We start from the raw sequence: 19,717 nt of genomic DNA on the forward strand, positions 1-19,717 counted from the left end.
TACCCACTGAAGAACAAGGATTGATTGATGGCTCTAAATGATCAAGCGCTCTGTACTTTCGTCAGCCTGGCACCCTCGCTGTTGCTCGAATCATTGTGGGTGCAGCAGTGGCAGGGCGAGGAAAAGCTCTCTCAGCCTTATCGTTTCGAGGTTCGGCTGGCAACAATCAATCCGATGTTTGATGACGAAGCGCTACTGGGCAACCGAGCGGTATTGACCTTGAGTGATGCGTTGGGGTTGCCGCACCCCTATCAAGGGGTGGTAACGGAGGTCGATTATCTCGACGCCGACTCCCTTTATTACTACTACCGTGTGGTACTGGAGCCGCGCTTTGTGCAGTTGCGCCATTTTCGCTTTTCCGAAATCTGGCTGGATAAAAGCCTGCCGGAACTGATTCGCGACGTGCTCAAGCTGGCTGACCTGAATCTTGAGGGACCTGGCATTAACGGTGTGCCGGGCTCGGTTTATGACTTCGATATTCGTCTGTCGCTGGCCGATGAACCCATGACTCAGGCCACCTTTACCTGCCAGTTCGAAGAAACGAGTTTCGCTTTCATTTCACGTCTTCTTGAATATTTCGGGGTGTATTACTTCTTCGAACAGGGGCCTGACGGTGAGGCGTTAGTGCTCTGTGGCGACAGGCGCTACCAGCCGCAACTTCCCAGTCGTCTAACCTATCGTCGCCAGGATTCTGAACTGGATATTGGCCAGGTCCTGGCGGTAGCGCGCACCTTCGAGCGCAAGCTGGTTCGGCAAGTGGCAGGGGTTACGCTACAGGATTTCTCCGCATCCAATGCGCAGTTGAAGTTAGAAGCCAACGCGTCGGTAGCAATTGCGAGCCTGGGTGCAGAGGCCTCAATCGAACAGCGGACGGCGGTCTCTGGTTCGTCTGCATTTATCGGTGGGCAAGGGCTGTATGGCGAACACTTTGGTTCGCTGGAACAGGGGCAATGGTTGGCTGATCGCCGTGCCCAGGCCATTGGATGCCGCCAGCGGGAGTTTCACGGGAACGGTCGAGCCACTGGGCTGCGTGCGGGTTATCCGATGTTATTGGTGGGTCATCCACGTCCTGTGTTCAATGCCGGTTATCAGGTTATCGAAGTTCACCATGAGGGTTATCAGCCGTTGCCGGGCCTGGGTTCGGAAGGGGAAGGGCCGGGGCAGGGTATCAATACCCGTTTTATCGCCTTGCCCGGCGACGTGCAGTTTCGCGCACCCTGTGTAACGCCCCGGCCCTATGTTCAAGGTTTGCTCAGTGCGGTGGTGGATGGCGATGAGGACACCGGTCGCCCGCTGCTCAATGAGCATGGTTGCTACAAGGTGAGTTTCCCGTTCATTCGCGGTGAGAAGAATGCGACCCGTGGTTCGGCATGGTTGCGCATGGCGACAATATCCAATGGATCGAGTCATGGGATGGCATTTCCGTTATTGAAGGGTACGGAAGTGCTGGTGTCTTTCCTGGGGGGGGACCCTGATCGGCCCGTTATCACCGGCAGCGTACCCAACTCGGAAAACCCGGCGCGAGTCACAATGGCCAATGCGACACAAAGTGGCATTAATACGCCGGGTGGTCATTATCTGGCGATGGAAGACAGCGCGTCAGGCCCGATGATGAGTATGGGAGCCCCCATAGGTAATACTAAATTGACCCTGGGTGAGGGCAATGTCAGCGGCGCTCATCTTCAAACCGATAATCATATGCGGTTGGCCTCCAACTCGTACAAGCACGAAGTCTCCGACATGTACTCCCACAGCATGGGAGGTGGACTCAGCGCTTCGCCAAGTGGCTCGCAAAGTGCGCGCAGTGACGCGCCTCCCGCGACTGATTCTGCATCTACATCTACATCTACGAAGCCGGCAGCATCGGCAAAGCCGCATGACTTCTTTCCTGCTTTTTCGCACACCGGCAGGTTCCAGGATTATCAGATCGCGCCGACTGCGACGTTCACGCCTTCCTGGTCGATAAAAATGGAAGCGACGCTGGAACAGACTTCCGCATCAATCGGTTTGCTGAAGCAAAGCTTGAGTGCCATGGGCTATGAGATTGCCGTCAGCATCGCCGGACCCAAAACCTCATATACGATCAATCCGGGGAAAAGTGAGTTTAAACACGGGCTTGAGGCTGTATTTGCCGCAAGAGCGGAAAAGTTGCTCAATGCGAAGAAGTCCAACATCAATGAATTGAAGGAGGCCGTGAATGCTACGGTCAAGACAGGTACCCACGTTCATAACACGGTGGCCTTGGTCACGTTCAGTTGCGGGCCGCACAGTATTTCATTAACACCGTCCGGGATATCCATTAACTCAGCGATTCCGGTTTCTATTAATGCCGATGTCAATATCAATGGCAATCTGGTTGTTTCCAGTACGGGTATTTTCAGAAACTGCACGACGCTGGAGCGTCTCAAGGTCGGTAATTCGATAAACGCTTCACAGATCGCCTGTTTATCGTTCAAAAGCCTGACTTCCCAACAAGGTATTCAGGTTGTTCCGCCTGTATTGGTAGCGGAGGTGGCGATATCAGCGGCCATGAAAGCAGCCGGGATTGCTCAAAAAGGAGCTGAGGCGGCGGGCAAAACAATTAATGCGGCCGCGGTGGCTGAAAATAACGCGGCCCAGATGGTTCGGGCGTTGGCAGCAATAGTTTCCTGACCGTGCGGCATTCACTCTCCAAGGACGCCGTAGATGAACTATAAACTGGATGACCATTGTCTTTTGTTGACGGCCCGCTACCAGGCTCTGAAGGTGCCGTATCTGGTAGGCACTGTTTGCATCTTGATTGATGCCAGCGCAAACCCATTATCGAACCAGGCGTGTGCTGAGTGGATCAACTCACGATTTCCAGGTAAATCTTTTGATCGTGGATTGAAAAAAAGCGTGGGCACTTTTGCCGTCCATGGGCTTGCTTTTTCGCTTAACGAAAAGCAGCGCGAGGGTATGGCTGTCCGCGTTCAAATGGGGGCTTGCGACAAAACACTTCACGTTTTCCCTTCTCGAGTGTGGCGGCGCGAACTGACGGGCTGGCGTGGAGTCGCGACGGCTCGGCTTGATGCTGTCGCGCTGGATTGGGAGCATGCATTCGGGGGCGCTGGTTTCTCGGATAATCCGGATGGCGTGGGTTATGTAGACGACCCGGATCGGATTGCCGATAGCGCGCTGGCCCAAATCGAATATCCATTGCCAGGACCTCGAAGCCCTCTAGAACGTCTACCGCTGGCCAGTTTTCTGCCGCTACCGCCTCAATGCGCAGCACGCCGTTCATTCATCGGGACGGTTGATGAGCGATGGCAGGCTGATGGTGCGCCATGGTTGCCGGCGGATACTGACGTGCGCTGGTTCAACGAAGTCGCTGAGGATCAGTGCCACAGCCAGTATTGGCGAGGGGATGAGGCTTGGTCGGTGATCGGTATGCACGCCCGGCATCCAGAATTGACAGGGACACTGCCCGGGCTGAGGCCCCGGTTATTTGTCGAACCCGCCGATTCGGCGCAGAGCATTACTGAAGTATCACTTGATCTGGACACTGTCTGGCTGTTTCCAAACGATGAGTATCAGTTGCTGCTGTACCGGGCACAATTGCCGCTTCACGACACCGATGCACAAGACATCGCAGCGCTGGGCGTGGGATGTGAGCGGCGCGATGATCCAGTTCTGAGTCAGAAGGAATGGGTCGATAAACTGTGGCCACAAGCCGAGGTTGAACCTCTCCAGGCGGCAACGGTTTCACTGCCAGTGGATGACGACGTTACCTTGAGCGTACTTGAAGCGGACGCCGATATCATTTATGCAGAAGTCGCTAACACACATCAGCAAGGTATCGAATCGGCAAAGAAAATCGCCAGTCGTCTGGGGCATCCATTCGACCCGTCGCAGTATCCGCCTCCGGCTCGCCCTGGTTTTTCCGCTGCCGTAAAGCGAGGCGAGATTGCGCCGGTCCCACCTCTCGATGCAGTCGCACTTGAGGCTGATCTTCGCGCATCGGTCTCAGCAGCGCTCGAACGGGCGCACCTTTATGTTGAGCAAATCGCCAAACGCGTGAACCGTAGCGCTGAATCGATTTATGGTCAGGCAGCCTCTGCTGATAGCACCGCTGCGGGCAAACAATTTGATGCGTTCTCGATGGTTTCTCGACTGCCCCTGTCGATCGCTAAAAAGGCTGAATACCAAGCCAAAATCGAAGGGGGGCTTACCCAAGCCAAATCGGTGGACGCTGAAATCACTCGTGCAATTGCTGAAATGACCTCGCAACTGACCGGGGGAACTGAGTATTTGCCTGAGGTTCCATCGATCCGTCCTGCAGCGAGTTGGACCCGCGAACTTCTGGAGGCCGCTCACTCGGCCTCACAATCGTTGATCGGACAGCACTTTCTGGATATCGATCTTTCTGGGGTCGACATGAGCAGTGCAATTCTGACCGGCGCGCATTTTGAACGATGCCAACTCAAGGATGCAAAGCTGAACCGTGCCGAGATGGATCATGGGGTGTTCACCGATTGTGATCTAACCCGGGTCGATATGGGCGAAGCACACCTGAAAGGTGCACTTTTGCAACATTGCAACATGGACGATGCGAAGTTCCATGGCGCGAGTATCAGTGCACTTTATGCCACCGGATGCAGCCTCCTGCGAACACAGTTCACAGCGGCCCTTTTGCCTCAAGCGCAGTTCGTCGACTGTGCATTGGACAACGCCGACTTCACCCGCGCCGGACTGGCCGGTGCACGTTTTCACACCTGCACGCTGACGGCGGTGCGTGCCTTTGACGCCGACCTGTCGAAATCCAGCCTGCATGCCTGCACGGTGGACGGTTTGCAGGTGTCTGGCGCTGATCTTCAGGAAGCTTCCTGGTCGCAAGTGACCGGCACTGCGGTCGATGCCAAAGCCGTGAAGGCCATTAATTTTCGTCTCGATCAAGGTTGTCGGCTGCCCGGTATCTGCCTGGATGCTGCGCAACTACAACGGGCCAGTTTTCAAGGCGCGAATCTGCGGGGGGCCAGTTTAAAAGGCACGACGTTGGAGCAGGCGCTTGTCAGTCGCTGCGATCTGCGAGACAGCGACGGTTACCACTTGAATGCGGTACAGGCTGACTTCACCGGCAGTGATCTCCGGCAGGTCCGTTGGCAAGGCGCCAATTTGATGGAGGCGCGGTTACGCAAAGTGCAACTGGACGCGGCGGATCTGACAGGGAGCAATCTATTCGGTGTCGTGACCGAAGCGGTTCAGGGCAAGGACGTTGTACTGAATCGAGTCCTGCTGGGGCGTTGTCGTTTGAAAGAGGACCTCGCCCATGGCTGAGCACACATTGACAGCTGATCAGTTGCAAATGCTGGTCGCGGATCATGAACCGTTGGTGGGCCTTGATCTGGAAGGTGGAAACTACCGCGCAATCGATCTTCGCAATGCCCGGTTCGAGCGCGTCAATGCGCGAGGGGCAATCTTTTCCCAGGCGCAGCTTGAAGGCTGTTCATGGATATCCAGCGAATTATCCGCCGCGCAATTCGACGACTGTGCGTTTACCGATTCAACGCTGACCGATTGCACGTTACACGGGGCGAGCCTGCTAGGTTCCCGGCTGGATCACGGTCTATGGCTGCGCTGCAGTGGCAATGACCTGGATTTGCGCAAGACCAGAATCAACGGGCTGTCGGTGATCGAGGGGGTGTTTGCTCGCGCGCGTTTCGCACAGGCCAGTATGGAGTCCAGTCAGTGGGACACCTGCACCCTGACTGATCTGCAAACCGCTCAAACTCGCTGGTCACAGACGCGCTTTATCAATTGTCTGCTGGAGCGGGCGCGTTTCGCCGCAATTGTCCTCCATCAATGCGCCTTTGATCGTTCGACGCTGACGGGTGCTGATTTCACGGGGTGTGATGCCCAGTCAGCGTCTTTCTACCAGAGCCGGGGTCAACGTGTGGTGTTCAAAGGCGCACGCCTGGACAAGGCTATTTTTTCCAATGCGCAACTGTCAGGTGCCGATTTCACTGAGGCCAGCCTGAACATGGCGTGTCTCAATAACGCCGATTTATCCGATGCAATGTTGTCCAGGGCTTCACTGGAGTATGCGCTGTGCGAGGCGCTTCACGCGCCGAAGGCAAGCTTCCTCGACGCGAACCTCAACGGCGCCGATTTTCACGGTGCCGACCTCGCCCATTGTGACTGGCGCGGTGCCAACTTAGATGCCATCCGTCCCGAAGACAGCGAGCGCCTGGCGGCGCAACGCTGGCTACCAACTCTATAGGAACCAGCGATGCAAGAAGCCCTGCACGTTATCGACTCCCCTGCTGTGTTGCGCCATGCGCAGATCAATGCGGTCAGCGGCGAACGTTTCGGCGTCGTCAGCACTCAAGGCCATCGCTACTGGTTGAAACCGGCCATGGGTTGCCTGCTTCAGCCTGCCGTCGGCGACACGGTGCTTATTACTTTGGCGGGGGAGGACGGCTACATCCTTAGCGTTCTGGAGCGCACTCAATGGCAACCCGCGCAACTGCGTGTGGAGGGCGACGTGCATTTCAACCTGCCCAGCGGCGCATTGAGCATTGAAGCCCGAGACGGCCTTTCGGCGGATGCGGGCCCCATGCTTGCATTGCGGGCCGATCAGATGGTGGCGCATTTCGCTCAGGCTCAAGTTGGCGTCACGACACTCAGCGTCACTGGGGAGCGCTCCGATCATCATTGGAGCGAGCGCAACGACAGCGCAATCAGGCATTGCGAAAAAGCTGTGCGGCATACCGCGCACTACAGTCAGAGCCGCCGTGAAGTCAAAGGGCATGAGGAGCTGACCGCGGGGTCGCTTCGTCAGCGAGTCGACAAAGACTGGAGCCTGCGCGGCGAGACGCTTGATTTGTTTGCTGAAGTCGCCGTTGCCGTAAGCGGTAAACAAATCAAATTGGGCTGAAAAAGGAGGTAGCTATGTACATGCTCAACAATGGCGGAGCGACCGCAAGTTCCACAGTGCCTGACATCTGCAAAACGCCTACGCCTGCAGGGCCGATGCCAATGCCTTATCCCAATACGGCGGATACATCCATGGCAGATCCAGGCGGACTGGTAATGGCGGTTTTGGTCTGTGGTATGCCTGCGATGAATTTCATGAGCAAGGTCTTGTTGAGTAACGGCGACCAGGCGGGTGTGGCGGGGGGCGTGGTGAGCGGAAAAATAATGGGATCTATGGCGTTTATTGATGGCAGCGCCACGGTCATGGTGGGGGGGATGCCCGCCGTGCGACTCACCTCGCAGACAGCTCACAACGGAACCCCGCCCAACACCATGGGCATGGTCTGCGCTCCAAGCCAGACGGTGGTCATGGTCATGTCCTGATCAAGGCTAGACCGTGTGCTTGATCACTTTGTCGGGCGGTGCGGCGATGCCTCTGCCAGGCAATAACCAGGCTGGGCAGCACATCCTGGATCGAAACGTTTAAGTAACAGTCGCCCCGATGGCGAATGGATAAATTGGTTAGGGGAAGTGGGTGTGATGAACATGCTTAAACACAGGGGAATGACGAAAAGCTTCACCTCTCTCGATAGGGGCAATACGCCGACACACGTACGGTGGCTCGAATGATTAAGGTATTGGCGATACTCCTCACGCTCTGTCTGCTGCTCACCGCTTGCAGCTCCCAGGACCTAAGCCCCGAGCAGAAGGCCCTTGCCGAACTCAAGTGGGACTACGCCGAGAACGCCATCGAGCTGACGTTTACCGCCGATAACGACCTCAATCAGTACGACGGCCAGGCGCATAACCTGTTGGTGGTGGTCGCACAGTTCGATCAGATCAATGCGTTTGCGGCTTACACCGGCAGTTCCCAGCAATTGAGCAGTCTGTTGCTGATGAACAGTGCGCCGACCGGGTTGATCGGTCTTACACGGCTGTTCATCGAGCCGGGTCAGAGCAAGCAATTGAGTCTGCCAAGGCTTGAGGGCGCGAAGATGGTCGGGATCGCTGCGGGCTACGCCCATCTAGACCCGGCACGCAGTGCCAAGCTGTATCAGATCGGCGTCGATGTCACCTCCACCGGCTGGTTCAGCAAGACCTGGACCGCGACGCCCAGACCGATCGCCATCGACTTGCTGGTCGGGCCCGACGCGTTGCTGCGCGGCAAGGAAAGTCGCCTTGCGCTGCCCAAACCGGTGCAGCCGCGAGAGGGCGAGGTGCGTCTGCCGGGCGCCCAGGACTGACCTTTATATCTTGAGTGTTGCCGCCATCCCTTTTTTCCATCTTTTGCCCGAACGCGAGTCCTATGAATATCGATCAGTTGTTGTATTGGCATCAGGGCTTGTTCCTCCAGCCTCAGCATTTCCAGCAGAACGATGCGCGCATCGAGCATCGTCTGACCCGCACCACAGAGCTGAATCACCCCTATCCGTGGGGCTTGATCTCGCTGAAGATCAATGAGTCTGCGCTGGTGGCCAAGCAGTGTCTGCTGGATCAACTGTCTGTGCGTTTTCCTGAAGGTACTCTCGCCGAATACCCCGGTAACGCTGTGCTGGAGTCGCGCACGCTGGATCTGGGTGAGTTCAATGGAGGCCGCACGTTGTATGTCGGGCTGCGCCGTCTGTTGCCGGGCGATGCGAATGCACAGATGTTCGAGACGCTTGCTGCCGGCGCGCGAGCCGAAGCACGCTTTGTGGTGGCCGCGGACCCGGAAGTCATCGGCGACCGTCTCGGCAACTCCCCGGAAGCTCGGGTGCGCTCAATGTCCTATGTATTGCGGTTGTTCTGGGAAGAAGAACTGGAGCATCTGAGCGCTTACGAGCTGCTGCCGATTGCCCGTCTGGATCTTGACGGCGACCGCGTGCGGCCGGCGCAGCGCTACGTGCCGCCCTTGGTCAACCTCGCGGCATCACCGATGCTCCTGCAAACGCTGCGGGAAGTGCGTGACGAATTGATCGGCAGAGCCCGGCAGTTGTCGGTGTACAAGCAGCCGGGAGAGTCACGGCGGGGAGATTTCGACGGCGCCCAGATGAATCATTTAATGGCCCTGGCCGTGCTGAATCGCTACGGTCCTTTGTTGACTCATCTGTTGGAAACACCGCAGGTCTCGCCCTGGCAGTTATACGGCACCCTTCGCCAACTGGTGGGTGAGTTGAGTTTGTTCTCCGACGTCTGCGACATGCTCGGTGAAACCCCGGACGACCGTCTGCTGGTCCCGCCTTATAAACATGAAGAGGCGGGGGCTGCGACCATTGCCCTGGCGTCCTTGATCGGCCTGCAGTTGAACGAAATCAGCATCGGCTCCGAGTTGCTTGTCCGTTTGCAACTGCTTGACGGTTTCTATCAGGCTGAACTGCCTGACGCTTTTTTCGGCCCACGCCATCGGTACTTTCTGGTAGCACGCAGCGCGGTCGATCCGGTCTGGCTGGCCGAGAGCCTGCCGCTTGATGGCAAGCTGGGTGCCGTCAGTGTCATGGAAGGGCTGATCAACCGTGCCCTCCCGGGCGTCGAGCTGATATATCTGCAAGTGCCGCCACAGGGCCTGCCGCGTGTGGCCGGTGCGCTGTACTTCCGTCTGGAAACACTGAGTGATGGCTGGGAAGCGCTGCAACGCGAGCGTCAGGCGGCGTTCTTCCTGCCACAGCCATTGACTGATCTGGTCATTGATCTGGTGGTCGTGCGCTCATGACCAGTCCCCGACTTGCAGGTTGCTGGACACCGATTTTCGATGCTGCCAAGCGTGGCATCCTTGATCCTGCTCAATCCCATGACGCTCTTTCACCGCTTCTGATCGCGCTGCTTGATGATGCTGCGAACCGTGCCCGCCAATTGCACTTTGCTGAAGCTGAAGTGCGCGAGGCACTGTTCGCAGTCGTGGCCTGGATCGATGAAACGGCCATGTCTCGTGAGTGGCCCGGTTCGGCGCAATGGCGTCGCGCACCGCTGCAACGTCATTACTTTTCCACCAGCCGTGCCGGTGTAGAGTTTTTTCAGCGTCTGGAGGCGCTGCCCGAGGCTGCGGTGCAGGCCCGTGAAGTATTCGGGCTGGCCTTGTTAAGTGGCTTTGAAGGTCGATATGCGACCCGTCCGGGGGGCGAACTGGCCCAGTACCGTCGGTCGCTGCTGGAACGGATCATATTGGATCACCAAATGGAGCCGCTGGATGCCACCAGTCACCTCTTTGAACAACCCGAAGACCAATTGCCGAAACGTGTTCGTGTGGTGCGCCGAGGCTTGCGCGGCATTTCGTTGCTTCTGCTGATCGGGATTCCCCTGATGGTATTGACTGCGCTTTACATCAGTTTCGATCTTTCGTTGAGTCGACAGGTCAGCCAGTTGCTGGAGATGCGCTGATGTTAAAGAAAGCCGCTATCTTCGTGCTGTGGGGACTGCTGCTGGCAGCCTTTGCCCTGGTGTTATGGGCGCTGGCACTCTATGAGGATTGGCAACTGTGGTATGTACCGCTGATCTTTATTGGAACTGTGCTGTTGGTCCTGACGCTGCGGTGGATCGGACGCCGCTGGTACGCCTGGCGTTTACGGGCAAGGATGAAAAGCGAGTTGCCAAAGGGGCGTCAGGATGAGGCTCCCAACCTGGACCAGGACTGGAACCGTGGTGTGCGCATGCTGCGCGAGTCACGTCTGAGTCGATTGGGCTCCCCGCTGTATGTGCTGCCCTGGTTCCTGATGCTGGGCGAGAGTGGCAGCGGTAAAAGCAGCCTGCTGAACAACAGTGGGCTGACCTCGGCATTACGTTCGACCAGCCGTAGCCGGCAGGCGAACCCGACCGGGACACTGGGCTGGTGGTTCCTTGAGCGCGGAGTGGTTATTGATCCCGCAGGACGTATGGCCGAGGGTCACAGTGACGAAGGCGCAGAATGGCGGCGGCTGCTTTACTGGCTGCTGCGTTCGCGTCGCCGGGAGCCGCTCAACGGCGTGCTGCTGGTGATCGACAGCACGCGGTTGCTGACGGATTCCGATGAGCGTCTGGCCGAACAGGGACACAGTCTGCGCCGCCGTCTCGATGACTTGGTGAAAGTGTTCGGCGCGCGGCTTCCGGTGTATTTCATCATCACTGGCGCAGAAGCCGTACCTGGTTTCGCACAGTGGGGTACAGCGCTGACCCCCATACAACGTGAACAGCCATTTGGCTTGCTCAGCCTGCATCGCACAAACGCTGGCGCCTTTCTCGATGAAATGTTCAGCGGAATCGGTCAACGCCTTTCTGATCTGCGCATAGAGCTTGGAGTGCGGGGCCTGCCTGACGAAGAGGCCTTCAGTCTTCCGGAACGCATCGGCGATTTACGTCCGCGCCTTGAGAAGCTGCTGTTGCCGGCTTTTGACGCCAATCCCTACAGCGAACCGCCTCTGCTGTGCGGGTTGTTTTTCACCGCGCAAGGGCAGGATTCGGATGCGCGAGAGGAAGGCTGGTTCAGCCACGAGCTACTGGGGCGACTGCTGCCAGCGCAGCGTTACGCGTATCAAACCATCGACAGTTGGCGTCGCTGGCGGCGGTTGCTGGCCCACGCCGCAGTGATTTCGTGGCTGGGGTTGTGCATAGGGTCAGGCGCGCTGTTGGTCTATGCCGATCGTCACACCCAGGCGGTGCTCGCTGAAGCGCTCAATGAGCCTCCGGCTCCTTCAGCCTTTACCGGTGGGCTGGAGACCGATCTGGATGCGTTGCGGCTTTTCCGGCAGGCACTGATCAATTTGTCCGATGAACAGCAGGGCGGATGGCATTCGTTACTGCCGTTCTCACGGCATATCGATCATGTGCAGGAACATTATCGTGCCGACTACGTAAAGCTGTTTGACAGCCAGATACGTAACCCGGTGTTTGATGGTTTCATCGCACAAAACCTGAGCAATGCATTGAACCACGGCAACCCTCGGTTGATTGCCGCTTATGCCGAGTTCTTGGTAAGGCGTATCAATCTGCTCGACGCAAGGCTCAACAATCAGTCAATGAGTAACTTGCCAATGCCAGGATCGGAGGTGGGTTTCCTGAACCTGGCCTATGGCAATAAAGACGTAATCAGTGCCGGGCAATTGATTACCCTTGGGACTAGCTATCGCTCCTATCTGGAATGGCAAACCGATATACCGCAGATGCAGAGTCAGCTCGTTGCCTTACTGGGCCAACTCGACAGTATGGTGCTTGAATCGCGTGACTTATCCTGGCTGACGGCTTGGGCTGAGCTGCAAGATGATCTGCAGCCCATATTGCTCAGTGAATACTGGACCGATACGGAACACCCGAACGTGAGCCTTTCCGAGGCATACACCTCACAAGGGCACAACGCAATTCTCGGTTTCTTTGATGAGCTGGGTCGCGCCAGCCGTGACCAGACGCTATGGAAGGCGCAGCGAGCGAAGTTTCTGGATCAGTATCAGAGCGATACCCAGGACGCCTGGTATCGGTTCATACAGGACAGCTTGCTCAGCGCGCAGACCCGCTTGAAAAACCGCAGTGACTGGCAGCAAACCCTTAGTGTAGTGGGTACGTCCAACGATCCTTTCCTCATGATTCTGCATCGCAGTGCGATGCGTTTCGAGCTGATTCCGGTCGAGCAGCGGGCACCGTGGGTGAGCCGAGCGGTGTCGATGGATCGCATGCTCAAACTGGCTGGCAACAACGATCTGCATGCCGAATCGGGTGCGTTGGGTAGTTTCAAGGTGACTAACGCGCTGGGCGGTGATGTGCTCAAAGGCATGGTCAATGGCGGTTCGATCGAGGGAGGTGTCAATGGCCTGCGTGACGAACTGGCTCAGACACGTGTCCTGGCCAGATTTCAGCAACTGATGTCAGGTGTGGTTGCCGACCTGCAGAAAAGCGACGCGCAAGCCTTTCAGGTTGCCCTCGACACTTGGGGGTTTGGTGCTGATCCCGCAGTGAAGTCCGCACCTCTTTGGGAGGCGGATCGTATCCGCACCGCTTTGATCCAAGCGCTCAGGAGCCCCGACCCGCGTGAAGATGTGGTCTGGTCTCTGGTGACCGGCCAACTGGATTTTTCCCTGCACTACATTGCGCAGGTGGCGGCCTGTCGCCTGCAAAGTGACTGGAGCGGGCAATTGCTTAGTTCGATTCAGGGCGTTCGCGACCCGGTCATGCTCAACGAGTTGTTGTACGGTGATCGCGGTCAACTGCCTGCCTTTATGAATGGCTCGGTGAAAACTTTCGTGCAGCGCGATGTGCAGCGCTACAGCGGTCGTGAATCCCTGGGCGTGCAGATCCCTCTGACGGGCGCATTTTACGCCTACGTCAGTCGTATGCAGCACGCCCGGAACGATCTGACCAGCGCCCAGCGGCAAAGCCAGACACAAGAGGCCACAGAGCAGCAAAGCAAGCAGGCGCTGGAAGCCGAGCAGAAGGGCCTGACGGCACAACGCTTGGAACTCATTCAGGATATCGCAACGTTGCAGGCTACCGCTGCGGTGGTGGAGCTTTCAGCGACGCCGTCGCAGGTCAATATCAGCGCACGATCATTGCCACAGCAAACGCGTTTGACGCTGCAATGCAGCGGTCGCTCAACGGTCCTGGATAACTTCAACTTTCCCACCCGTGCAAGTTTTGTCTGGGCTCCTGGTGCCTGTACAGATGTTTCGCTGGAAATCAGCTTCGCCAACTTCAAACTGGTCAGGCACTGGACGGGAGATCGGGCATTTGTTGATTTCCTGCGTCTGTTCAATGGTGGCCAGCACACGTTTACGGCTGCTGATTTCCCGAGCCAGCGCAACCTGATGGGCAGTGAGAATCTGATCGGTATTCAGTTGACCTATCGCCAGGAAGGGGAGCAGGTCTTGCTGGAACACTATGCTCAGGCCGACCAGTTGCGGTTGAAGGTCAACGTCATTGATGAACGCCAGAAAAGCATTGCCGAGCAGTTGACCGCAATGGAGGCCAAGGCCGCCGCATTGAATGTCAGCCTGGCATCCCTTGGGTCGCTTGCGCAGCAGGGCGTTGCAAGTATCCAGCCGCCTACGCAGATCGCCTGGTGCTGGACGCAAAGGCCGGTTGATAGCGGGCTGGCCGCCGGTGAAGGACTACGGCTGGACTTGGGGATTTATGACAACGAAACGCGCCTGCGTAGCCTTGAAGTACAACTGCGTACCTTGGGTTTATCCACCCGGCGCGACGTCGTACAAATGGCATTAGGCGAAAGATCGCAGCGATTGCTGGTGATATCGCTGCGTGACGGTGCCGCCGCGCAACGGGCGATGCGTGATATTGCAGGCAAGATCGGAATTGTTGCCACGCTGGACAATGCTGCTTCTGGCAACACCGACGTGCGATGACCACTGGCGACGCACTCGGCGCTGCGCTGTATGTGTTTGCCTGCGCGAGTGCTGGCCGTAGGGAGTAACTGTCGCAACCGAAGTGCGAGGCGCTGAATGAATTCCCCAATGTAGAAAACCCAAAGGACTTGGACTTGCCTATTAAAACGGATGTCTGGACTGTCGGTCCTACGCCAAACAAGCTACGTCAAAGCCGATTGGCGAGTGAGCAACTGCTGGAAGAGATGATCACCAGCTCCCCAAGCATTCTCTCCGATGAATGGATTACATACGGAACATTGCAATGACATTGGTGAGCTCCAAGGTGGATTGTCAAAGCAGTGATGTAGGTTTGAATAATGTTGGAATCGAATTACGTATCAGGGGGAGCAAACGCATAATCTGGCTTCCATACCGAGAAGACGGGCGCACAGGTTTGCATGTACCGATCACTGTTGGCGCATGCAAAACTCTGTCTGCCACTTGACGCTGTGATCAGTCTTCCTTGCTGTAGACCGGAGAGCCCGGCAACGGCTTGCCTGTTTTAGGGTCAAGCACCATGGCCTTGGCCAGTTGCTCGATCAGCGCTTCAGAAGGCTTGGGCGGCGGGACGTTGGCTTCACGTTCTTCAACCCATTTCAGCTTGCCATCCCAGGCAGGAAGCTTGGCTGGCGGTAGGGGAACGATTTCGTTGATTTCGGGGACGCTTGGGTTGGCGTAGGACAATCTACCTAATAATTTGCTAATTTGCTTATAACGTTCCGCACGCTCAAGGTCTTCTTTTTGGCCTAGGTAATTAAAACGATCATCCGGCTTTGGGCCGCGGAAACCGCTATCCAAAAAAGAGGCAGAGGTCTCATCGCCTGCGGCTACACCAAGTTGAAACGCATCTAGTGCAGCTTGATAGTTTTCCCTTTCTGAGAGGTAAACGCCAAGTGCGCGAGCTGCTTTACCATTGCCCTGTTCGGCAGCACAACGGCGCATCTGACGTGCTACGTCCGGTGCAATGTCAATGGGCGCGAGCTTTTCAGCCACGTAGGCTTGCGCTTGCGCACTTCCTTCATCTGCTGCCTTGCGAAAGTAGCGCAGGGACATGTTCTCATCCTGTTGCAGCCCAGCAGCACCTTTTTGAAGGTAGATGGCGATCATGTAATAACCCGAAGCCACATGCGCATCTATCAACTGTTGGCTAAAGCGTAGTCGTTCTCCACCGGCTAGCTTGAACTGGCCGCGCATCGCGCCGTTCTGCAGGTTGACGTTGGCCTTGTAGTGGTTATTCTCTGCCGCGATGCGATACAGTCTCCCGATCTCGATATCGACCGTTTTATCCTGCCGTATCTGGTTGTTTTTCTGCAGCCAGCGGGCGTACTGGAATAGCACGTCGGTATCTGCTGAAGGAACCGGAATTCTTTCGTGCACGCAAGTAAAGGCCAGCTTGGCGTTTACTTCTGTCAGTTGATTCAGCGGCGCGTCCTTCGTCCGAGAGGTAAGGGCATTGCCGGAGCTGCAGGCGGCCAACAGTAGGCTTGAAAGCAACAAAGTCAGGCGCATCAGTCATGGTCCGTCATAGTAGCGTCGCGATAATAAGGTTCAACGAGAGCGTGTCGGGTTTGAGTTTGGGCAGAGATTTGCATGTGCCGATCACTCTCGGCACACGCAAAATCCGGCTCATAACTGAAAGCCTCTACCGTGCCTGTATTCAGTCTTCCTTGCTATAAACAGGCGACCCCGGCAACGGCTTGCCTGTTTTAGGATCAAGCACCATGGCTTTTGTCAGTTGCTCGATCAGCGCTTCGGAAGGCTTGGGCGGCGGGATGTTGGCTTCACGTTCTTCAATCCATTTCAGCTTGCCATCCCAGGCAGGAAGTTTGGCTGGCGGCAGTGGGACAATTTCGTTGATTTCGGGGACGCTTGGATTGGCGTAGGACAATCGATTCAACATCTTGCTAATTTGCTTATAACGTTCCGCACGCTCCAAGTCCTCTTTTTGGCCTAGGTAATTCAAACGATCATCCGGCTTTGGGCCGCGGAAACCACTATCCAAAAAAGATGCGGCGGTCTCATTACCTGCTGCCACACCAAGTTGAAGAGTTTGAAGAGCTTCTTGATAAAGTTTACTCATTTTCAAGTCAACGCCTAGAGACACTGCAGCTTTGCCATTACCCTGTGCAGCTGCGCAACTGCGCAGCTGCCGAGCGATATTAAGAGCAGCGTTAGCGGCCTCAAACTTGTCGGCTACATAGCCTTGTGCTTGTGGACTGCCTTCATCCGCCGCTTTCCGAAAGTAACGGAGGGACATATCTTCATCCTGTTGCAGTCCAGCCGCTCCCTTCTGAAGATAGATCGCGATCATGTAATAACCCGAAGCCACATGTGCATCTATCAACTGTTGGCTAAGGCGCAGCCGTTCCCCACCCGTGAGCTTGAACTGGCCACGCATGGCGCCGTTCTGCAGGTTGACGTTGGCCTTGTAGTGGTTGTTCTCTGCCGCAATGCGATAGAGTCTCCCAATCTCAACATCGACCGTTTCATCTTGCTGGATCTGATTATTTTTTTGCAACCAGCGTGCGTACTGAAACAGCACATCCGTTTCTGCCGAGGGGGCCGGGATTTTCTCGTGTGCGCAGGTAAATGCCAGTTTGGTGCTGACTTCGCTCAACTGATTCAAGGGAGTGTCCTTTGTCCGTAAAGTAATGGCGTTGCTGGAGCTGCAGGCAACCAACAGCAGGCTTGAGAGCAAAAGAGTCAGGCGCATCAGTCAAAGTCCGTCATAGAAGTTTCGCTGTAATAGAATTCGACAAGGGGGGCATGAGGAGTGTGATTCCTCGGCTGCAACCATTTGTTTTGCGCAATGATTCTCTCCCATGCCATGAATGCTTCCTCAGGATCATCCTGCGCCCCTCGTTTATCCGTATGCAGATCCCACAACCGCCGCCGCAACGGCTGGCTAAATTCCGGATGCTCATGGCAGATGTTCAGTTCACTATCGACCATCATGCTGCGGGTGTTGATGTTGGCCGAGCCTTGGGTGGTGTAGACGTCATCGACGATCATCAGCTTGGAGTGGATGTAAACCGGCATCCAGGGCTCACCAGCAGGCGAGTCGAATGCGACCAATGAACAGACATGAATTTTCAAGCCTGGCACTGTTTCCGGTTGTAGCTCGGTTTCTTCAATCTCCTTGGTTTTCCTGTCTATCTCCGCTTGCCATTCGTCCAGCTTTTTCTGTCCGGCACGATCGTTTGGCCCGTCCGGCTGGGGCCTGACCGGGGCTTCACTTTTCATCTCCTTGACCATTCGCAGCTTGGTGATGGCCGGAATGGTTTCTGCCCGACCCAGGCTGGCGAGCATTTCCTGAGTCTTGGCCGTGCCCATACCGACACCTCCCTCGGTGTCATTAGTGACGACAAAAAGATAGAGGGGTTCCTTGCGGCCTGCCTTGAGGTATTTCCCTGCCAGCGTCTTGATGTGATCGGCCAGCGGCGGCCAGCGGAAGTACTGGTTTTCGATATAGACGAACTGGGTGACGTTGTTGGCAGCCACCATGTAACCGCTCTGGATGTCTCGAACGGGTTTTTCATAGTCGCCCACGTCATCCTTGTGCTTGCGGTTGGTTTTGGGCTGGCCCACCTGAGCCTGGGTGCGCAACAGCTGCATCATCAACCGCGTGCCGCTCTGAAACTGAAGACGATTGGAGGTCGGATCGCAATCGCGGCAGGCGAGCAGGTCCTCGCCGGTTTCCTTGCGCCAGGCGATGGCGAAGTTCTGGTGCACATCGTGGAGGATCGGCCCGGACAACATGCATGAGATGTCCTGGCGTGGCGTAGAGCCGCGCGCGCCCAGATAGGGTTCAGGCTTGGTGCCCTCTTTACGGTTCAGTGCCGAGTGTTGGTCGGTGTCCCAGTACTCGTCCAGCGAGTTATGGCCCATGACAAAGCCGACCGCGCCGGGCAGCTCATAGTCGACCAGCACGCTTTTCTGGTGGTGCGAGGCGCTGGCGCTCATGGCAAGGCGCATGCGCATGCTGATAGTGGGATCGAGCGCTTCATACTTGACCCAGTGGGCAATCTCCGCTCGCTCCTTAGCACTGAACCCCCGGCTCACGAACACCGGAGATTTACCGTTGACTCGCTCAGCCGCCTTGCCATCGGACACCGCGCATTCAGAGAACCAATCGCGGTCGTAGTCGAACTGATCCGGAGTCGAACTTTGCATGGCTCGGGATTTTATCCGGATTACGCCCTTGCCCGGCAGGTTGCCTTCGCCTGCTACGCCTGCGGAGTTGAAGGGCATTTCCCAGCCCAGTATGCGCACCTTCACACCTGCGGCGGCCTTGAGCCTGAGCAGTTCGCCAATGCAGGGGTGGCATCCGTCGCGGATGAAGTACATGGAAGGCTGGAAACCCCAGCAGATGATTTCGACGGATTTCTCGGCTTTTGCAATCGCCTCAAAGACAGCCCTGAATGCTTCTTCGCCGTTGACCAGCGGTCTATAGGTAGCCGGAATCGGGCTGAACTCGCTGTCCTCGACGAACCAACGCGGAACAATCCTGGCGCTGTTGGTGTGCGAGAGTGCGATAGGCACTGTTATGTTGTTGAGGCGGGGGAGTGGCGATTCCATGGGAGTTCCGTTCCTTGTAGGTTCTGACACGCTGCCTGACCGGGAAGGCGAGCAGGATGGCTGACAGTTGATTGCACGAGCCATGGCCGTTCTGCATGGTCAACAGTAATTGTGCCGGTCGCAAGCCTGGACCTGGCTGGGCTAGGTGTCCCCATTGTTCACGTTTCCGACTCTGATTCTGGATTGTCAAGCGAGGTGTAAAGGGCCCGGAACTTACTCTCAGTTCCTGCCCGAGAGTTCGTTGGACCGGTTTGATTGCTATGCCGATGAAATCCGCTGTTGGCGAATTCGGCATTGCTTTGTTCGCCTTGGTACTGCCCGCCGACCGGAATGTCGTAACTCACGCCATTGGCCAGTTCGAGCGTATAACTGCTGGTTGTGGGGTGATGATCAATGTCAATTGCCCCGGTTTTATCCATGACGCCTTTTTTGACGACTGATGCCCCGTCACGCAATGTGTAAGGCATGCCTGCCCACGCACTGGAGCTTCCGGCGTTGGTTTGCCCTGCATAGAAGGTAAGCGCTTGGGTCACTGAGGACTCGGGCCAAGCGGGATGGTCGCGATTAAGCTGGGCTGGCCCGCTAAACGTCTTCTTCGCCCCTTTGACATCAATCGTCCCCGGCGCATGAATCTCGATGTTGCCGTCCTTGATGCGGATGTAGCCCCCACCGCTGGTGAGCAATATGCCTTCCTGTGCGGCTATTTCTATTCCGGCAGCGGTCGAGGTGATTTTCACCCCCTGTTGCGCCGTCAGCTCCATCGCATCACTCTGCGCCTGCAACTCGATCTTGCCTTTAGCCGCAAACAGCTTGGCGCCCGCGTTCTGCGCAAATAGGCTGATGCTCTGCGCGACGCTGGCCAGCAGGGATTTGCCGCTGGCGATGCTGAC

General features: G+C 56.6%; 13 protein-coding genes and 1 pseudogene. 10 read left to right on the forward strand and 4 right to left on the reverse strand.

Annotated elements, in window-relative coordinates; genetic code table 11:
- Positions 1 to 27: 27 nt before the first annotated feature.
- The 10 genes and pseudogenes from ACP7B0_RS21395 to ACP7B0_RS21440 form a co-directional block, all read left to right on the forward strand.
- Positions 28 to 2,652, forward strand: coding sequence for a type VI secretion system Vgr family protein (locus tag ACP7B0_RS21395; protein WP_426143656.1), 2,625 nt, complete (start codon positions 28 to 30; stop codon positions 2,650 to 2,652).
- A 33-nt stretch (positions 2,653 to 2,685) separates the two neighbouring features.
- A complete protein-coding gene (locus ACP7B0_RS21400; protein ID WP_426143657.1) occupies positions 2,686 to 5,295 on the forward strand; it encodes a DUF2169 family type VI secretion system accessory protein in 2,610 nt (869 codons plus the stop codon).
- The gene (locus tag ACP7B0_RS21405; protein ID WP_426143658.1) at positions 5,288 to 6,238 is read left to right on the forward strand and encodes a pentapeptide repeat-containing protein; all 951 of its coding nucleotides are present in this window, start codon (positions 5,288 to 5,290) and stop codon (positions 6,236 to 6,238) included. Before ACP7B0_RS21400 ends, ACP7B0_RS21405 begins: the two co-directional genes overlap by 8 nt.
- A gap of 9 nt (positions 6,239 to 6,247) precedes the next feature.
- Positions 6,248 to 6,895 (forward strand): DUF3540 domain-containing protein, encoded by a 648-nt coding sequence (locus ACP7B0_RS21410; RefSeq protein WP_426143659.1) that lies wholly within the window; start codon positions 6,248 to 6,250, stop codon positions 6,893 to 6,895.
- A gap of 14 nt (positions 6,896 to 6,909) precedes the next feature.
- The gene (locus ACP7B0_RS21415; RefSeq protein WP_426143660.1) at positions 6,910 to 7,317 is read left to right on the forward strand and encodes a DUF4150 domain-containing protein; all 408 of its coding nucleotides are present in this window, start codon (positions 6,910 to 6,912) and stop codon (positions 7,315 to 7,317) included.
- 242 nt (positions 7,318 to 7,559) lie between these two features.
- Positions 7,560 to 8,177, forward strand: coding sequence for a type VI secretion system lipoprotein TssJ (tssJ, locus tag ACP7B0_RS21420; protein WP_426143661.1), 618 nt, complete (start codon positions 7,560 to 7,562; stop codon positions 8,175 to 8,177).
- A gap of 62 nt (positions 8,178 to 8,239) precedes the next feature.
- A complete protein-coding gene (tssK, locus tag ACP7B0_RS21425; protein ID WP_426143662.1) occupies positions 8,240 to 9,622 on the forward strand; it encodes a type VI secretion system baseplate subunit TssK in 1,383 nt (460 codons plus the stop codon).
- The gene (locus tag ACP7B0_RS21430; protein ID WP_426143663.1) at positions 9,619 to 10,287 is read left to right on the forward strand and encodes a DotU family type IV/VI secretion system protein; all 669 of its coding nucleotides are present in this window, start codon (positions 9,619 to 9,621) and stop codon (positions 10,285 to 10,287) included. Before tssK ends, ACP7B0_RS21430 begins: the two co-directional genes overlap by 4 nt.
- Complete coding sequence (locus tag ACP7B0_RS21435; RefSeq protein ID WP_426143664.1) at positions 10,287 to 14,228, forward strand: type VI secretion protein IcmF/TssM N-terminal domain-containing protein; 3,942 nt, start codon at positions 10,287 to 10,289, stop codon at positions 14,226 to 14,228. Before ACP7B0_RS21430 ends, ACP7B0_RS21435 begins: the two co-directional genes overlap by 1 nt.
- A gap of 134 nt (positions 14,229 to 14,362) precedes the next feature.
- Positions 14,363 to 14,503: pseudogene (locus ACP7B0_RS21440) on the forward strand (nuclease); the annotation flags it as partial.
- A 199-nt stretch (positions 14,504 to 14,702) separates the two neighbouring features.
- Here ACP7B0_RS21440 and ACP7B0_RS21445 read toward each other — a convergent pair.
- From ACP7B0_RS21445 to ACP7B0_RS21460, 4 genes are all read right to left on the reverse strand, one after another.
- Positions 14,703 to 15,758 carry an SEL1-like repeat protein gene (locus tag ACP7B0_RS21445; protein WP_426143666.1) on the reverse strand — a complete coding sequence of 352 codons (1,056 nt, stop codon included), beginning with the start codon at positions 15,756 to 15,758 and terminating at the stop codon, positions 14,703 to 14,705.
- Positions 15,759 to 15,906: 148 nt separating this feature from the next.
- Positions 15,907 to 16,962 carry an SEL1-like repeat protein gene (locus tag ACP7B0_RS21450; protein WP_426143667.1) on the reverse strand — a complete coding sequence of 352 codons (1,056 nt, stop codon included), beginning with the start codon at positions 16,960 to 16,962 and terminating at the stop codon, positions 15,907 to 15,909.
- The gene (locus ACP7B0_RS21455; protein ID WP_426143668.1) at positions 16,962 to 18,827 is read right to left on the reverse strand and encodes a phospholipase D-like domain-containing protein; all 1,866 of its coding nucleotides are present in this window, start codon (positions 18,825 to 18,827) and stop codon (positions 16,962 to 16,964) included. Before ACP7B0_RS21455 ends, ACP7B0_RS21450 begins: the two co-directional genes overlap by 1 nt.
- A gap of 158 nt (positions 18,828 to 18,985) precedes the next feature.
- Positions 18,986 to 19,717, reverse strand: a 732-nt coding sequence (locus ACP7B0_RS21460; protein WP_426143669.1) for a DUF2345 domain-containing protein, incomplete at its 5' end; no start/stop codon positions are given.

The sequence above is a fragment of the Pseudomonas sp. DWP3-1-2 genome (assembly GCF_049896285.1).
GTDB lineage: Bacteria > Pseudomonadota > Gammaproteobacteria > Pseudomonadales > Pseudomonadaceae > Aquipseudomonas.